The following is a 15,025-nucleotide window of genomic DNA, read 5'->3' on the forward strand; positions in this document are numbered from 1 at the left end:
CGCACACCCGTCTGGCCCGTCTTTCTCACGTATCACCTTCACAAGTTGCACTAGCTCATTCATTTATAACGGTTTTTGGAATGAGGGGGCGCATGAGCATGTGCGCGTAAGTCCTTGTTCTAACTAACAAAATTCGTCAAAAAAGCGGGCCGCTCCCTTGACCGTGCCACACCCTTCCTCTAAAGTGGGAGACAGTGTGAGAAAGTGTATTTTTGTGTGATTTGGCGGGCTATTCCGGCTAAATTCTCAGCATTGAGCGGGTGCTTCGGTGCCCTGAACGGGAGAGCGGAAAGTGTTCCAAGGGGCGTCGGCGCTGACGCTCGATGCGAAAGGGCGGATGTCGGTGCCGGCTCGCTATCGCGAAGCGCTGCAAGGACAGGCAGAAGGACGGGTGACTGTGACCAAGCACCCGGACGGCTGCCTGTTGCTGTTTCCGCGCCCCGAATGGGAAGTATTCCGCGCCAAGATCGCCGCGCTGCCGATGGACGCGCACTGGTGGCGGCGCATTTTTCTCGGCAATGCGATGGACGTCGATCTCGACAGCGCCGGCCGGATTCTTGTATCGCCCGAGCTGCGCATGGCAGCTGGACTGGAAAAGGAAGTCATGTTGTTGGGAATGGGTAGTCACTTCGAGCTGTGGGATTCGCAGACCTACAACGCGAAGGAGCAGGCGGCGATGGCGCAGGGCATGCCCGACGCGCTGAAGAATTTCACGTTCTGATTGCGGTGACGGAGACGCCCGCGATGGGAAACGAATTGCGGCATCGGACGGTGCTGTTGGATGAAGCGGTCGAGTCGCTCGTGACGCGGCCGGACGGCGTTTATGTCGACGGCACGTTCGGGCGCGGCGGTCATAGCCGCGCGGTGCTCGCGCGGCTGGCGACGGCCGGGCGGCTGATTGCGTTCGACAAGGACCCGCGAGCGATCGAGACGGCGCAGGGCATCGAGGATGCGCGCTTCTCCATCGTGCATGACAGCTTTGCATCGATGCGCGACGCGCTTGCGGCGCGCGGCATCGAGAAGGTGTCGGGTGTGTTGCTGGACCTGGGTGTGTCCTCGCCGCAGGTGGACGATCCGGCGCGCGGCTTCAGTTTCCGCGCCGATGGCCCGCTGGACATGCGGATGGATCCGACGCGCGGCGAGTCGGCGGCGGAATGGCTCGCACGGGCTTCGGTGCAGGAATTGACGGAGGTGATACGGGATTATGGGGAAGAACGGTTTGCTTTTCAGATTGCAAAGGCGCTTGTTGCTCGCCGGGCAGAGTCCGACCGTCTTGGGCCTCTCGACACCACGGGCGAGCTTGCCCAAATCGTGGGTCACGTCGTCAAAACCCGTGAGAAGGGCAAGGATCCGGCAACCCGCACCTTTCAGGCTATACGGATTCACGTCAATCAAGAGCTTGCGGACCTGCAAGTCGTACTAGACGCGGCACTGTCGTTGCTGGAGCAAGGGGGGCGGCTGGTGGTCATCAGCTTTCATTCACTCGAGGACCGGATCGTCAAGCGATTCATGCAGGCGCACGCGAGTGCGCCTGCGGTCGATCGTCGCCTGCCGATCCGCGCCGTCGATCTCCCGAGCCCGCCGCTCAAGATCATCAGCCGCCAGTTTCCGAGCGAAGCGGAAGTCGCCGCGAACCCGCGCGCCCGCTCGGCCGTGATGCGCATTGCGGAGCGCGTCACGCCATGAGCCGCTTCAATATCTTCCTGCTGATCATCGTGATGGGCTGCGCGCTGTCGGTCGTCAATTCGACGAACCAGCAGCGCCAGATCTTCATCCAGCTGCAGCGCGCGCAGTCGCAGGAGCGTCAGCTCCAGCAGGACTATGCGCAGCTTCAATATCAGCAGAGCGCGCTGTCGAAGACGTCGCGCATCGAGCAGCTTGCGAACGATTCGCTGAAGATGCAGCCGATCTCGACCGGCCGCACGCAATACCTGACGCTGCCGCCGGGCGCGGCGAAGGCGATCGACGCGCCGATCCCGGCTTCGGCGGACACGGCCGGCAAGGGCAAGGGAGGCACGCGATGAAGCCGTCCCAGAAGCGCCAGAACGTGAAGTTCTCGTCGAGCCCGGTGCTGGGCGTGCATCTGCCGATGTGGCGCTCGAAGCTGGTCGTGTTCCTGCTGTTCATGGCGTTCGTCGCGCTGGCCGCGCGCGCGTTCTGGATCCAGGGGCCCGGCAACGCGTTCTACCAGAAGCAGGGCGAAAGCCGCTACCAGCGCACGCTCGAGCTGCCGGCGACGCGCGGCAAGATTCTCGACCGTAACGGGCTCGTGCTCGCGACGAGCCTGCCCGTGCGCGCGATTTGGGCGATTCCCGACGCGGTGCCGGACGATCTCGATGCCGACAAGGTCAACCAGCTCGGCAAGCTCCTCGGCATGACGTCGAAGGAACTGCGCGTGAAGCTGTCGGAAGACAAGGGTTTCGTCTACGTGAAGCGCCAGGTGCCGATCGACGTCGCGGACAAGGTTGCCGCGCTCGACATTCCCGGTATCTATCAGCGCAACGAATACAAGCGCTTCTATCCGGAAGGCGAGATCACCGCTCACCTGATCGGCTTCACGAACGTCGAGGACGAAGGGCAGGAGGGCGTCGAGCTCGGCGACCAGAAGATGCTGTCCGGTACGTCGGGCGTGCGTCGCGTGATCAAGGACCGGCTGGGGCACATCGTCGAGGACGTCGCCGAGCAGATCCCGCCGCACAACGGCACCGACGTGGACCTGTCGATCGACAGCAAGATCCAGTACATCGCGTACGCGAACCTGAAGGCCGCCGTCGAGAAGTTCAAGGCAAAGGCTGGCGCGGCCATGGTCGTCGACGTGCGCACCGGCGAGGTGCTCGCGCTCGTCAACTACCCGACGTACAACCCGAACGACCGCTCGCGCATGACGGGCGAGCAGTTGCGCAACCGGATCATGACCGACGTGTTCGAACCGGGCTCGATCATGAAGCCGTTTACGGTGTCGCTCGCGCTCGACCTGCACCGCGTGACGCCGAACACGCTCGTCGAGACGGGCAACGGGCATTTCGTGCTCGACGGCGCACCGATCACCGACGACGCGGGTTTCGGCACGCTGACGGTCGGCGGCGTGATCCAGAAGTCGAGCAACATCGGCGCGACGAAGATCGCGATGACGATGCGGCCCGAGGAAATGTGGAATATGTATACGAGCATCGGCCTCGGCCAGGCGCCGAAGGTCGGGTTCCCGGGCGCGGTGGCCGGCCGCCTGCGTCCGTGGAAGAGCTGGCGTCGCATCGAGCAGGCGACGATGTCGTACGGCTACGGCCTGTCGGTGTCGCTGTTCCAGCTTGCGCGCGCGTACACGGCGATCGCGCATGACGGCGAACTGATGCCCGTGACCATTTTCAAGACCGACCCCAATCAGCCGGTCGTGGGCACGCAGGTATTCAACCCGACCACCGCGCGCGAAGTGCGCGCGATGCTGGAAACGGTGGTGGCGCCGGGCGGCACGTCGCCCGATGCGGCCGTGCCGGGTTATCGCGTCGGCGGCAAGAGCGGCACCGCGTACAAGCATGAGGGGCACGGCTACACGCGCAAGTACCGCGCGTCGTTCGTCGGGATGGCGCCGATGCCGAATCCGCGCATTGTCGTCGCGGTGTCGGTCGACGAACCGACCGCCGGCAGCCACTTCGGCGGCCAGGTGTCCGGCCCCGTATTCTCGGCGATCGCCGGCGACACGATGCGTGCGCTGAACGTGCCGCCGAACATGCCGATCAAGCAGCTTGTCGTGTCTGACGATTCGCCGGCAGCATCTTCCGCAGCGGGGCCGCAAAAGCTGGCCGCGGGTGGCGGCGCGAAGCATATGATCGTGTCCAGCACGACGCGTAATTCACCAGGAGTTGTTCGATGAGCGCCGCTCGCAGTTCCCATCCGGCGCATCAGCAGATCGCAGCCGCGCTTGCGTGGCTGCATCAGCATGTGGCCCCCGCAGCGCAACTGCATGCCGACACGCGCAGCCTCAAGGCCGGCGACGTGTTTTTTGCCTATGCGGTCGACGGGGCCGACAACCGCGCTTTCATTGTCGATGCCGTCGCGCGCGGCGCGGCCGCCGTACTGTATCAGCCGGAAGGGCTGGCCGCGGCGCCGGCGGTGCCCGTTGCGCTGGCCGTGCCGGCGCTCGACCAGCTCGCCGGCGAGATCGCCAGCGGCTGGTACGGCAATCCGAGCGACAGCCTGCTTGCGGTGGGTGTGACCGGCACGAACGGCAAAACGTCGTGCACGCAATGGATCGCCGCCGCGCTGACGGCGCTGCACCAGCCGTGCGCGGTGATCGGCACGCTCGGCACCGGGATGCCCGGCCAGCTCGTGCCGACGGGGTTCACGACGCCCGATGCGCCGCAACTGCAGCGCAGTCTCGCGCAGTTGCGCGATGCGGGCGCGAAGGCCGTGGCGATGGAAGTGTCGTCGCACGCGCTGCACCAGGGGCGCGTGAACGGTACGGGTTTCGACATCGCGGTGTTTACGAACCTCACGCAGGATCACCTCGACTATCACGGCACGTTCGATGCGTACGAGGCCGCGAAGGCGAAGCTGTTCGCGTGGCGCGGCCTGCGCGCGGCAGTCGTCAACCGCGACGATGCAGCCGGTCGGCGCCTGCTCGAGAAGCTCGCCGGCCGCGTGCGCACGATCGCGTACGGGATCGGCGACGCACCGGCGCCTGACGCCGATCGCGAACTGGTCGCGCTCGACGTGCGCGCCACCGCGACCGGCACGGCGTTCCACCTGCGTTCGTCGTGGGGTGAGGCGGACGTCGAGGTCGGCACGCTCGGCACGTTCAACGTCAGCAACCTGCTCGCGGTGCTCGGCTCGCTGCTCGCGGCCGACCTGCCGTTCGACGCGGCGCTCGCCGAGATCGCGCGGCTCGAGTCCGTCAACGGACGGATGCAGCGGCTCGGCGGCCGGCTGCAGAACGACGAACCGCTCGTCGTGATCGACTATGCACACACGCCCGACGCGCTCGAAAAGACGCTCGACGCGCTGCGCCCGATCGCCACGGCGCGCGGCGGCCGGCTCGTCTGCATGTTCGGTTGCGGCGGCGATCGCGATGCGACGAAGCGCCCGCTGATGGGCGCGATCGCGGAGCGGCTCGCCGATGAAACCGTCGTCACGAGCGACAACCCGCGCAGCGAGGATCCGCAGCGCATCATCGACCAGATCGTCGCGGGCATGACCGCGGCCGATCACGCACGTCGTATCGAGGATCGCGCGAGCGCGATCCTGCAGGCCGTGCGCGGCGCCGCACGCGAGGATGTCGTCGTGCTGGCCGGCAAGGGCCACGAGGCCACGCAGGAAATCATGGGCAAGAAGCGTACGTTCTCCGACCAGGATCACGCGCGGCTCGCGCTGGCAGCGCGCGCGACACACGGCAAGGGAGGCGCCGAATGACGATGCTCAGTCTCGGCGAAGCCGCTCGCCTGATTCCCGGCGCAACCGTCCACGGCGATGCGGGCGTCACGTTCGACCGCGTGTCGACGGACAGCCGCACCGTCGGCCCCGGCGACCTGTTCGTCGCACTGAAAGGCGAGCGCTTCGACGCGCACGACTTCCTTGGCGATGTCGCTGCGCGCGGTGCGGCGGCGGCGCTCGTCGCGCACGTGCCGACGGGCGTCACGATGCCGGCGATCGAAGGCGGCGAAACACGTGCCGCGCTCGGCGCACTGGCACATGGCTGGCGCAAACGATTCGCGCTGCCGCTCGTCGCGGTGACGGGCAGCAACGGCAAGACGACCGTCAAGGAAATGATCGCGTCGATCTTCGCGGCGGCGGTCGGCGCCGACGCGCGGCTCGCGACGGCCGGCAACCTGAACAACGACGTCGGCCTGCCGCTGACGCTGCTGCGCCTGTCGTCCACACATCGTCTCGCGGTGATCGAGATCGGGATGAACCATCCGGGCGAGACCGAAGTCCTCGCGCGTCTCACGGCGCCGACGGTCGCGCTCGTCAACAACGCGCAGCGCGAGCACCAGGAGTTCATGGCGACGGTCGAAGCGGTCGCGCTCGAACATGCGGCCGTGATTCACGCGCTCCCGCCGGACGGCGTTGCGGTGTTCCCGGCCGACGACGCGTATGCGGGCATCTGGCGCGTCGCGGCCACCGGCAACCGGATCCTCGATTTCGCGCTGCACGACGCCGAACGGCAGAACGACGCGCAGGTCACGGGCCGTCTTGACGGCGGCGAACTCGCGATCGATACGCCCGCGGGCGCCGTCACGGTGCGGCTGCGCGCGCTCGGCGAGCACAACGCGCGCAACGCGCTGGCCGCCACGGCTGCGGCGCTGGGTGCCGGCGTCGCGTTGTCGGCGATCAAGCAGGGTCTCGAATCGTTCGAGCCGGTCAAGGGCCGGCTGCAGGTGAAGCAGGCGATCACGGGCAGCCTCGCGGGTGCGACGGTCGTCGACGATACGTACAACGCGAATCCCGATTCGATGCGTGCCGCGATCGACGTGCTCGCCACGCAACCGGCGCCGCGCGTGCTGGTGATCGGCGACATGGGCGAGGTCGGCGACGAAGGGCCGGCTTTTCATCGCGAGGTCGGTGCATACGCGCGCGAGCGCGGGATCGACGCGCTGTTCGCGCTCGGCGACGCATCGCGTGATGCGTGCACGGCGTACGGCGACACGGCACGCCACTTCGACGACGTCGGCGCGCTTGTGGCGGCGCTGCTCGCGGCCGGTTACGGCGCGCAGGCGACGCTGCTCGTGAAGGGCTCGCGGTACATGAAGATGGAGCGCGTGGTCGACGCGCTGACGAACCAACCCGCGGCGGGCACGGCGCCCGCTGCACACTGAGTAGAAGGAAGGAAGCATGCTGCTGGCGCTGGCGCAATGGCTGCAAGGAGACGCAAGCTTTTTGCGCTTGTTCACGTACCTCACGTTCCGGGCGGTGATGGCCACCATCACCGCGCTGGGGATCGGGCTCGTGTGCGGACCGTGGGTGATCCGCAAGCTGACGCAAATGAAGGTCGGTCAGGCCGTGCGCAAGGACGGCCCGCAGACACACCTCGTCAAGTCCGGCACGCCGACGATGGGCGGCGTGCTAATCCTGATCGGCATTGCGGTCGCGACGCTGCTGTGGGGCGACCTGACGAACCGTTTCATCTGGATCGTGATGCTCGTCACGTTCGGTTTCGGCGTGATCGGCTGGGTCGACGATTACCGCAAGGTCGTCCACAAGGACCCGCGCGGGATGTCGTCGCGCGAGAAGTATTTCTGGCAATCGGTGATCGGGCTGTTCGCGGCCGTCTACCTCGCCTTCAGCGTGTCCGAGGCGAACAACGTGCGCGTGTTCGACCTGTTCATGGCGTGGGTGAGGAGCGGCCTGTCGATGGGGCTGCCGGCACGCGCCGACCTGATGCTGCCGTTCCTGAAGTCGATCAGTTATCCGCTCGGCGTGTGGGGTTTCATCGTGCTGACGTACTTCGTGATCGTCGGCGCGAGCAACGCGGTGAACCTGACCGACGGCCTCGACGGCCTCGTGATCATGCCGGTCGTGCTGGTCGGCGCGTCGCTGGGTGTGTTCGCGTACGTGATGGGTAGCGCGGTCTATTCAAAATACCTGTTGTTCCCGCATATCCCGGGCGCGGGCGAACTGCTGATCTTCTGTTCCGCGATGGGCGGGGCAGGGCTCGCGTTCCTCTGGTACAACACGCACCCCGCGCAGGTGTTCATGGGCGACGTCGGCGCGCTGGCGCTCGGCGGCGCGCTCGGCACGGTCGCGGTGATCGTGCGCCAGGAAATCGTGCTGTTCATCATGGGCGGCATCTTCGTCGCGGAAACGCTGTCGGTGATGCTGCAGGTGTCGTGGTTCAAGTACACGAAAAAGCGCTACGGCGAAGGGCGGCGCCTGCTGAAGATGGCGCCGCTGCATCACCATTTCGAATTGTCCGGCTGGAAGGAAACGCAGGTGGTCGTGCGTTTCTGGATCATCACGCTGATGCTGTGCCTGTTCGGTCTGACCACCCTCAAGCTGCGGTAAAGGAAAGGTAACAAGGATGTCTGGCGAGATGTTTGGAGATCGGCAACGGCCGATGGTGCTCGTACTGGGGCTCGGGGAATCGGGTCTCGCGATCGCGCGATGGTGCGCGAGGCACGGGTGCCGGCTACGCATTGCCGATACCCGCGAGGCGCCGCCGAACCTTGCCGCGCTGCAGGCCGAAGGCATCGATGCGGAATTCGTCGGCGGGGCGTTCACGCCTGCGCTGCTCGACGGCGGCATCGAGCTCGTCGGGCTGAGCCCCGGGCTGTCGCCGCTCGAACCGGCGCTCGCGGCGCTGGTCGCGGCCGCGAACGAGCGCGGCGTCGCGGTGTGGGGCGAGCTGGAATTCTTTGCGCAGGCGCTGCGTGCGCTCGGCACGAGCGGCTACCAGCCGAAGGTGCTCGCGATCACGGGCACCAACGGCAAGACCACGACGACGAGCCTCACGGGCCTGCTGTGCCAGCGCTCGGGCAAGAAGGTCGCTGTCGCGGGCAACATCAGCCCGGCGATGCTCGACCGGCTCGCCGGCGCGATCGACGAAACCGCGCTGCCGGACGTATGGGTGCTCGAACTGTCGAGTTTCCAGCTCGAGACCGCGCGCACGTTCGCGCCCGATGCGGCCGCGATCCTGAACATCACGCAGGACCACCTCGACTGGCACGGCAGCTTCGAAGCGTACGCGCAGGCAAAGGGCCGGATCTTCGGCGCGACGACGACGCGCGTGCTGAACCGCGACGATGCGGCCGTGATGAAGTTCGCGCCGGCAGCCGGCGCGGCCGACGCGCCGCGTACGGTCACGTTCGGCCTGAACGAGCCGGTGCAGGACGGCGACTACGGGCTGTCGCGCGACAACGGCATCGCGTGGCTGGTGGAAGCCGTCGATCGCGATGCACCCGACGAAGCGGCGACGACGAGTCGCCGGCGCAAGCGCGATGCCGCGCACACGCCCGACATCGCGCAGAAGCGCCTGATGCCGGTCGACGCACTGCGTATCCGCGGGCTGCACAACGCGGCGAACGCGCTGGCCGCATTCGCGCTCGCACGCGCGATCGACCTGCCGGCCGCGCCGCTGCTGCACGCGCTGCGCGAGTATCGCGGCGAAGCGCATCGCGTCGAAGTGATCGCGACGATCGACGACGTGGACTACGTCGACGACAGCAAGGGCACGAACGTCGGCGCGACGGTTGCCGCGCTCGACGGGCTCGCCCAGAAGATCGTGCTGATCGCGGGCGGGGACGGCAAGGGCCAGGACTTCGCGCCGCTGGTCGCGCCGGTCGCGCGCTGGTGCCGCGCGGTGATGCTGATCGGCCGTGACGCGCCGGCGATCCGCGACACGCTCGCCGAAACGGGCGTGCCGCTTGCCGACCACGCGACGCTCGAAGGCGCGGTGCACGCGGCGGCCGACCTCGCCGAGCCGGGCGATGCGGTGTTGCTGTCGCCGGCATGCGCGAGCCTCGACATGTTCAGGAACTACGCCCATCGCGCGGATGTGTTCCGCGCGGCGGTCGACGAAATCGCCATCGACAAAGGAGCGACGCCATGAGCTGGTCCGATCGCCTCGTCTCCCGTTTCAACGATCGGCGCGACACCGGCGGCAATGCCGCGGGCGGCCGCGTCGCGTCGGCCACGCGCGCCGCGACCGGCGGCCTCGCGAGCGTCGTCAACGGCGTGCGCCCGAGCCGTTCGCGGATGCTCGACTTCGACTACTCGCTGCTGTGGGTCGCGATCGCGCTGCTCGGGCTCGGCGTCGTGATGGTGTATTCGGCGTCGATCGCGATGCCCGATTCGCCGAAATACGCGGCCTACCACGATTACGCGTTCCTGATGCGCCACTGCGTGTCGCTCGTCGTCGCGTTCATCGCGGCGGTGATCGCGTTCCGGGTGCCCGTGTCGACGTGGGACAAATACGCGCCGCATCTCTTCCTGATCGCGCTGGTCGGCCTCGTGATCGTGCTGATCCCGCACGTCGGCAAGGGCGTGAACGGCGCGCGCCGCTGGATTCCGCTCGGCATCACGAACATGCAGCCGTCGGAAATCATGAAGCTCGCGGTGACGATCTACGCGGCGAACTACACGGTGCGCAAGCAGGAATACATGCAGAGCTTCGCGAAGGGCTTCCTGCCGATGGCGTTCGCGGTCGGCCTGGTCGGTGCGCTGCTGCTGCTCGAGCCGGACATGGGTGCGTTCATGGTCGTCGCGGCGATCGCGATGGGCGTGCTGTTCCTCGGCGGCGTGAACGGCAAGCTGTTCGGCGGCCTCGTCGCGACGGCGGTCGGCACCTTCACGATGCTCGTGTGGCTGTCGCCGTGGCGTCGCGAGCGAATCTTCGCGTACCTCGATCCGTGGGACGAGCGCTACGCGCAGGGCAAGGCATACCAGCTCACGCACTCGCTGATCGCGTTCGGACGCGGCGAGTGGTTCGGTGTCGGCCTCGGCGGCAGCGTCGAGAAGCTGAACTACCTGCCGGAAGCGCATACCGACTTCATCCTCGCGGTGATCGGCGAGGAACTCGGTTTCGTCGGCGTGCTGGTCGTGATCCTGCTGTTCTACTGGATCGTGCGCCGCGCGTTCGAGATCGGCCGCCAGGCACTCGCACTCGATCGCACGTTCGCGGGCCTGATGGCGAAGGGCATCGGCATCTGGTTCGGCGCGCAGACCTTCATCAACATGGGCGTGAACCTCGGGCTGCTGCCGACCAAGGGCCTGACGCTGCCGCTCGTGAGCTACGGCGGCTCCGGCATTCTGCTGAACTGCGTGGCGCTCGCGGTGCTGCTGCGGGTCGACTATGAAAACCGGGTGCTGATGCGCGGAGGGAAGGTATGACCGCGTCGCAACGCACGCTGATGGTGATGGCAGGCGGCACCGGGGGCCATGTGTTCCCGGGGCTCGCGGTCGCGCACCGGATGGAGGCGGCGGGCTGGCGCGTCGTGTGGCTCGGCAATCCGGCCGGGATGGAGGCGACGCTCGTGCCGAAGCACGGCATTCCGATGGAATACGTGCGGTTCGGCGGGCTGCGCGGCAAGGGCCTGAAGACCAAGCTGACGTTGCCGTTCAACCTGCTGCGCGCTTGCGGGCAGAGCCTCGCCGCGCTGCGCCGCGTGCGGCCCGACGTCGTGCTCGGGATGGGCGGCTACATCACGTTCCCGGCGGGCGTGATGACCGCGCTGTCGGGGCGTCCGCTCGTGCTGCATGAACAGAATTCGATCGCGGGCCTGACGAACAAGGTGCTCGCGAAACTCGCGAAGCGCGTGCTCGTCGCATTCCCCGGCGCGCTGCCGCACGCGGATTGGACGGGTAACCCGATTCGCGCGGAACTTGCGCACACGGAACCGCCCCAAGCACGCTATGCGTCGCGCAGCGGCCCGCTGAACGTGCTGGTCGTCGGCGGCAGCCTCGGTGCGGCCGCGCTGAACGAAGTCGTGCCGCGCGCGCTGGCGATGCTGACGCCGGGTGAACGCCCGCGCATCGTGCATCAGGCCGGCGCGAAGCACATCGACGCGCTGAAGGCGAATTACGAAGCGGCCGGTTTCGCGGCCGGCGAAGACGTGCGGCTCGTGCCGTTCATCGACGACATGGCGGCCGCGTATGCGGCGGCGGATCTGGTGATCTGCCGGTCGGGCGCGATGACGGTGTCGGAGATCGCGGCGGTGGGCGTGGCGGCGCTGTTCGTGCCGTTCCCGTACGCGGTCGACGATCACCAGACGAGCAACGCCGCGTTCCTCGCCGATGCGGGCGCGGCCGTGCTGGTGCAACAACGCGACCTGTCGGCGGAACTGCTCGCCGACTGGCTGCGCGGCCAGTCGCGGGCATCGCTCGCGGACATGGCGGAACGTTCGCGCTCGCTGGCGAAGCCCGAAGCCACCGACGAAGTCGCGCGCGTGTGCGCGAAGGCGGCCGGCGCGAACCTGGAAATATTGCAATGAAACACATCGTCAAACACATTCATTTCGTCGGGATCGGCGGCGCGGGCATGAGCGGCATCGCCGAAGTGCTCGTCAACCTCGGCTACGAGGTCAGCGGCTCGGATCTCTCGCGCAACGCGGTGACCGATCGTCTCCAGGCGCTCGGCGCACGGATCGCGATCGGCCACGACGCGGCGAACATCGAGGGCGCGAACGCGGTCGTCGTATCGACGGCCGTGCGCTCGGACAACCCGGAAGTGCTGGCCGCGCGCGCGAAGCGCGTGCCGATCGTGCAGCGCGCGGTGATGCTGGCGGAGTTGATGCGCCTCAAGCAGGGCATCGCGATCGCCGGCACGCACGGCAAGACCACCACGACGAGCCTCGTCGCGAGCGTGCTCGCCGCGGGCGGCCTCGACCCGACTTTCGTGATCGGCGGGCGGCTGATCAGCGCCGGCGCGAACGCGCGGCTCGGCACGGGCGACTTCATCGTCGCCGAGGCCGACGAGTCGGACGCGTCGTTCCTGAACCTGTATCCGGTGATCGAAGTCATCACGAACATCGATGCCGACCACATGGACACCTACGGCCACGATTTCGCACGGCTCAAGCAGGCGTTCATCGAATTCACGCAGCGCCTGCCGTTCTACGGCAGCGCGGTCGTGTGCGTCGACGATCCGAACGTGCGGCAGATCATCCCGTTCATCTCGAAGCCGGTCGTGCGCTACGGGCTGTCGCCGGACGCGCAGGTGCGCGCGGAAGACATCGACGCGCGCGATGGCCGGATGCACTTCACGGTGATCCGCGAAGGTCGCGCGCCGCTCGCGGTCGTACTGAACATGCCGGGCCTGCACAACGTGCAGAACGCGCTCGCGGCGATCGCGATCGCAACCGACCTCGGCGTGACGGATGACGCGATCCAGCAGGCACTGGCCGAATTCAACGGCGTCGGCCGGCGTTTCCAGCGCTACGGCGAGGTGCCGACCGCTGACGGCGGCCAGTACACGCTGATCGACGACTACGGCCATCACCCGGTCGAGATGGCCGCGACGATCGCGGCCGCGCGCGGCGCATTCCCGGGGCGTCGCCTCGTGCTGGCGTTCCAGCCGCACCGCTACACGCGCACGCGCGATTGCTTCGACGATTTCGTCAACGTGCTGTCGACGGTCGATGCGCTGGTGCTGACGGAAGTCTACGCGGCCGGCGAGGCCGCGATCTCGACCGCCAACGGCGAAGCGCTGTCGCGCGCGTTGCGCGGGGCAGGAAAGGTTGACCCGGTGTTCGTCGCGACGGTCGACGACGTGCCGGACGCATTGGCGAAGGTCGCGCAGAACGGCGACGTGGTGATCACGATGGGCGCGGGTTCGATCGGCGGCGTGCCGGCGAAGGTCGCGCAGCACACTCAACAGAAGGCATGACATGAGCGGGATTGATCCGAAACGTTTCGGCAAGGTGGCGGTGTTGTTCGGCGGCGAGTCCTCGGAGCGCGAGGTCTCGCTCACGTCCGGCCAGCTCGTGCTGCAGGGCCTGCGGGACGCAGGCATCGACGCGCACCTGTTCGACCCGGCCGAGCGCCCGCTGGCGGCGCTGAAGGACGAAGGGTTCGTGCGTGCGTTCAACGCGCTGCACGGCGGTTACGGCGAGAACGGCCAGATCCAGGGCGCGCTCGATTTCTACGGGATCCGTTACACGGGCAGCGGTGTGCTCGGGTCGGCGCTCGGCCTCGACAAGTTCCGCACGAAGCTTGTCTGGCAGCAGACGGGCGTGCCGACGCCGCCGTTCGAGACGGTGCTGCGTGGCGACGACCTCGCGGCGCGCGCGACGGACATCGTCGCGAAGCTCGGCCTGCCGCTGTTCGTGAAGCCGGCGAGCGAGGGCTCGAGCGTCGCGGTGCTGAAGGTGAAGACGGCCGATGCGCTGCCGGCTGCGCTCGAGGAAGCCGCGAAGCACGACCCGATCGTGATCGTCGAGAAGAGTATCGAAGGCGGCGGCGAATACACCGCATGCATCGCCGGCGATCTCGACCTGCCGGTGATCAAGATCGTGCCGGCCGGCGAGTTCTACGACTATCACGCGAAGTACATCGCCAACGACACGCAATACCTGATCCCGTGCGGGCTGCCCGCCGACAAGGAAGCGGAGCTCAAGCGCGTCGCGCGCCGTGCGTTCGACGTGCTCGGCTGCACCGACTGGGGCCGCGCGGATTTCATGCTCGACGCCGATGGGAATGCGTACTTCCTGGAAGTGAACACCGCGCCGGGCATGACCGACCACTCGCTGCCGCCGAAGGCCGCGCGCGCGGTCGGCATCAGCTATTCGGAGCTTGTCGTGAAGGTGCTGTCGCTCACGCTCAACGACTGACGCAGGAACGGAACGACGTATGTGGAACAACGTTCGCCAACTCAACCTTGCCGCCAGCGCGCTGTACGCGCTGCTGCTGCTCGTGTTGGCGGCGGCCGGTTGCTACTGGCTGATCCAGCGCCCGACGTTCGCGTTGCGGGAAATCCGGATCGACGGCGACACCGAGCACATCAATTCGCCGACGGTGCGCGCGGGCGTGGTCGGCCGGCTGAAGGGCAATTTCTTCACGGTCGATCTCGACGCCGCGCGCGCCGCGTTCGAGCAGATGCCCTGGGTGCGCCATGCGAGCGTGCGCCGGGTGTGGCCGAATGCGCTGGCTGTCACGCTCGAGGAGTACAAACCGCTCGGGACCTGGGGCAGCGACCAGCTCGTGAGCGTCGACGGCGAGCTGTTCACTGCGAACCAGGGCGAGCTGGATCAGGAACTGCCGGCGTTCGACGGCCCGGAGGGCAGTGCGAAGGAAGTCGTCACGCGGTATCGCGACTTCGGGAAATGGTTTGCGCCGCTGAAGGCGGCGCCGGAAGAAGTGACGCTGTCGGCGCGGTACGCGTGGACGGTGAAGCTGTCGAACGGCATGCAGGTCGAGCTGGGCAAGGAACGCAACAGCGAGTCGCTGCATGACCGGAGCCAGCGCCTGGTCGCCGCCTGGCCGGCGGTTACGGAGCGCTGGGGCAACGACATCGAGTACGCGGACCTGCGTTATCCGAACGGATTCGCGATTCGCGCGGCAGGCATGCGGTTCCTGACCGATACCGACAAGCGCAAGAAGTAAC

At 67.3% G+C, this 15,025-nt stretch carries 13 protein-coding genes; all 13 read left to right on the forward strand.

What is annotated here, in order from left to right; genetic code table 11:
- Window positions 1–292: 292 nt before the first annotated feature.
- The 13 genes from mraZ to AB3K92_RS24880 are packed head-to-tail and all read left to right on the forward strand — an operon-like array spanning window position 293 to window position 15,024.
- The gene (gene mraZ, locus AB3K92_RS24820) at window positions 293–721 is read left to right on the forward strand and encodes a division/cell wall cluster transcriptional repressor MraZ (protein WP_006487094.1); all 429 of its coding nucleotides are present in this window, start codon (window positions 293–295) and stop codon (window positions 719–721) included.
- Window positions 722–744: 23 nt separating this feature from the next.
- On the forward strand, window positions 745–1,686 hold the full coding sequence (gene rsmH, locus AB3K92_RS24825; RefSeq protein ID WP_021159920.1) for a 16S rRNA (cytosine(1402)-N(4))-methyltransferase RsmH: 942 nt from the start codon (window positions 745–747) through the stop codon (window positions 1,684–1,686).
- Window positions 1,683–2,024, forward strand: coding sequence for a cell division protein FtsL (ftsL, locus tag AB3K92_RS24830; RefSeq protein WP_059710034.1), 342 nt, complete (start codon window positions 1,683–1,685; stop codon window positions 2,022–2,024). The genes rsmH and ftsL overlap by 4 nt, the downstream gene beginning before the upstream one ends.
- Window positions 2,021–3,868 (forward strand): penicillin-binding protein 2, encoded by a 1,848-nt coding sequence (locus tag AB3K92_RS24835; RefSeq protein WP_059857656.1) that lies wholly within the window; start codon window positions 2,021–2,023, stop codon window positions 3,866–3,868. Before ftsL ends, AB3K92_RS24835 begins: the two co-directional genes overlap by 4 nt.
- Window positions 3,865–5,403 (forward strand): UDP-N-acetylmuramoyl-L-alanyl-D-glutamate--2,6-diaminopimelate ligase, encoded by a 1,539-nt coding sequence (locus tag AB3K92_RS24840; protein WP_042975357.1) that lies wholly within the window; start codon window positions 3,865–3,867, stop codon window positions 5,401–5,403. Before AB3K92_RS24835 ends, AB3K92_RS24840 begins: the two co-directional genes overlap by 4 nt.
- Window positions 5,400–6,806 (forward strand): UDP-N-acetylmuramoyl-tripeptide--D-alanyl-D-alanine ligase, encoded by a 1,407-nt coding sequence (murF, locus tag AB3K92_RS24845; protein ID WP_059857657.1) that lies wholly within the window; start codon window positions 5,400–5,402, stop codon window positions 6,804–6,806. The genes AB3K92_RS24840 and murF overlap by 4 nt, the downstream gene beginning before the upstream one ends.
- A gap of 16 nt (window positions 6,807–6,822) precedes the next feature.
- A complete protein-coding gene (gene mraY / locus AB3K92_RS24850; RefSeq protein ID WP_006477019.1) occupies window positions 6,823–7,992 on the forward strand; it encodes a phospho-N-acetylmuramoyl-pentapeptide-transferase in 1,170 nt (389 codons plus the stop codon).
- A 28-nt stretch (window positions 7,993–8,020) separates the two neighbouring features.
- Window positions 8,021–9,535: a UDP-N-acetylmuramoyl-L-alanine--D-glutamate ligase gene (gene murD, locus AB3K92_RS24855; RefSeq protein WP_124628023.1), complete on the forward strand. Its 1,515-nt coding sequence runs from the start codon at window positions 8,021–8,023 to the stop codon at window positions 9,533–9,535.
- Window positions 9,532–10,815, forward strand: a complete 1,284-nt coding sequence (gene ftsW / locus AB3K92_RS24860) for a putative lipid II flippase FtsW (protein ID WP_021159916.1) — start codon at window positions 9,532–9,534, stop codon at window positions 10,813–10,815. Before murD ends, ftsW begins: the two co-directional genes overlap by 4 nt.
- Window positions 10,812–11,915, forward strand: a complete 1,104-nt coding sequence (murG, locus tag AB3K92_RS24865; RefSeq protein ID WP_124628025.1) for an undecaprenyldiphospho-muramoylpentapeptide beta-N-acetylglucosaminyltransferase — start codon at window positions 10,812–10,814, stop codon at window positions 11,913–11,915. Before ftsW ends, murG begins: the two co-directional genes overlap by 4 nt.
- Window positions 11,912–13,309, forward strand: a complete 1,398-nt coding sequence (gene murC / locus AB3K92_RS24870) for a UDP-N-acetylmuramate--L-alanine ligase (RefSeq protein WP_021159914.1) — start codon at window positions 11,912–11,914, stop codon at window positions 13,307–13,309. The genes murG and murC overlap by 4 nt, the downstream gene beginning before the upstream one ends.
- Window position 13,310: 1 nt before the next feature.
- Window positions 13,311–14,252 (forward strand): D-alanine--D-alanine ligase, encoded by a 942-nt coding sequence (locus AB3K92_RS24875; RefSeq protein WP_021159913.1) that lies wholly within the window; start codon window positions 13,311–13,313, stop codon window positions 14,250–14,252.
- 19 nt (window positions 14,253–14,271) lie between these two features.
- A complete protein-coding gene (locus AB3K92_RS24880; protein ID WP_021159912.1) occupies window positions 14,272–15,024 on the forward strand; it encodes a cell division protein FtsQ/DivIB in 753 nt (250 codons plus the stop codon).
- Window position 15,025 lies beyond the last annotated feature (1 nt).

This window comes from Burkholderia sp. Bmkn7 (assembly GCF_041103175.1).
Classification (GTDB): Bacteria; Pseudomonadota; Gammaproteobacteria; order Burkholderiales; family Burkholderiaceae; genus Burkholderia; species Burkholderia cepacia.

Coding starts and splice junctions, on each gene's coding strand:
- rsmH (WP_021159920.1), top strand. CDS start 745: ATGGGAAACGAATTGCGGCATCGGACGGTGCTGTTGGATGAAGCGGTC.
- ftsL (WP_059710034.1), top strand. CDS start 1,683: ATGAGCCGCTTCAATATCTTCCTGCTGATCATCGTGATGGGCTGCGCG.
- AB3K92_RS24835 (WP_059857656.1), top strand. CDS start 2,021: ATGAAGCCGTCCCAGAAGCGCCAGAACGTGAAGTTCTCGTCGAGCCCG.
- AB3K92_RS24840 (WP_042975357.1), top strand. CDS start 3,865: ATGAGCGCCGCTCGCAGTTCCCATCCGGCGCATCAGCAGATCGCAGCC.
- murF (WP_059857657.1), top strand. CDS start 5,400: ATGACGATGCTCAGTCTCGGCGAAGCCGCTCGCCTGATTCCCGGCGCA.
- mraY (WP_006477019.1), top strand. CDS start 6,823: ATGCTGCTGGCGCTGGCGCAATGGCTGCAAGGAGACGCAAGCTTTTTG.
- murD (WP_124628023.1), top strand. CDS start 8,021: ATGTTTGGAGATCGGCAACGGCCGATGGTGCTCGTACTGGGGCTCGGG.
- ftsW (WP_021159916.1), top strand. CDS start 9,532: ATGAGCTGGTCCGATCGCCTCGTCTCCCGTTTCAACGATCGGCGCGAC.
- murG (WP_124628025.1), top strand. CDS start 10,812: ATGACCGCGTCGCAACGCACGCTGATGGTGATGGCAGGCGGCACCGGG.
- murC (WP_021159914.1), top strand. CDS start 11,912: ATGAAACACATCGTCAAACACATTCATTTCGTCGGGATCGGCGGCGCG.
- AB3K92_RS24875 (WP_021159913.1), top strand. CDS start 13,311: ATGAGCGGGATTGATCCGAAACGTTTCGGCAAGGTGGCGGTGTTGTTC.
- AB3K92_RS24880 (WP_021159912.1), top strand. CDS start 14,272: ATGTGGAACAACGTTCGCCAACTCAACCTTGCCGCCAGCGCGCTGTAC.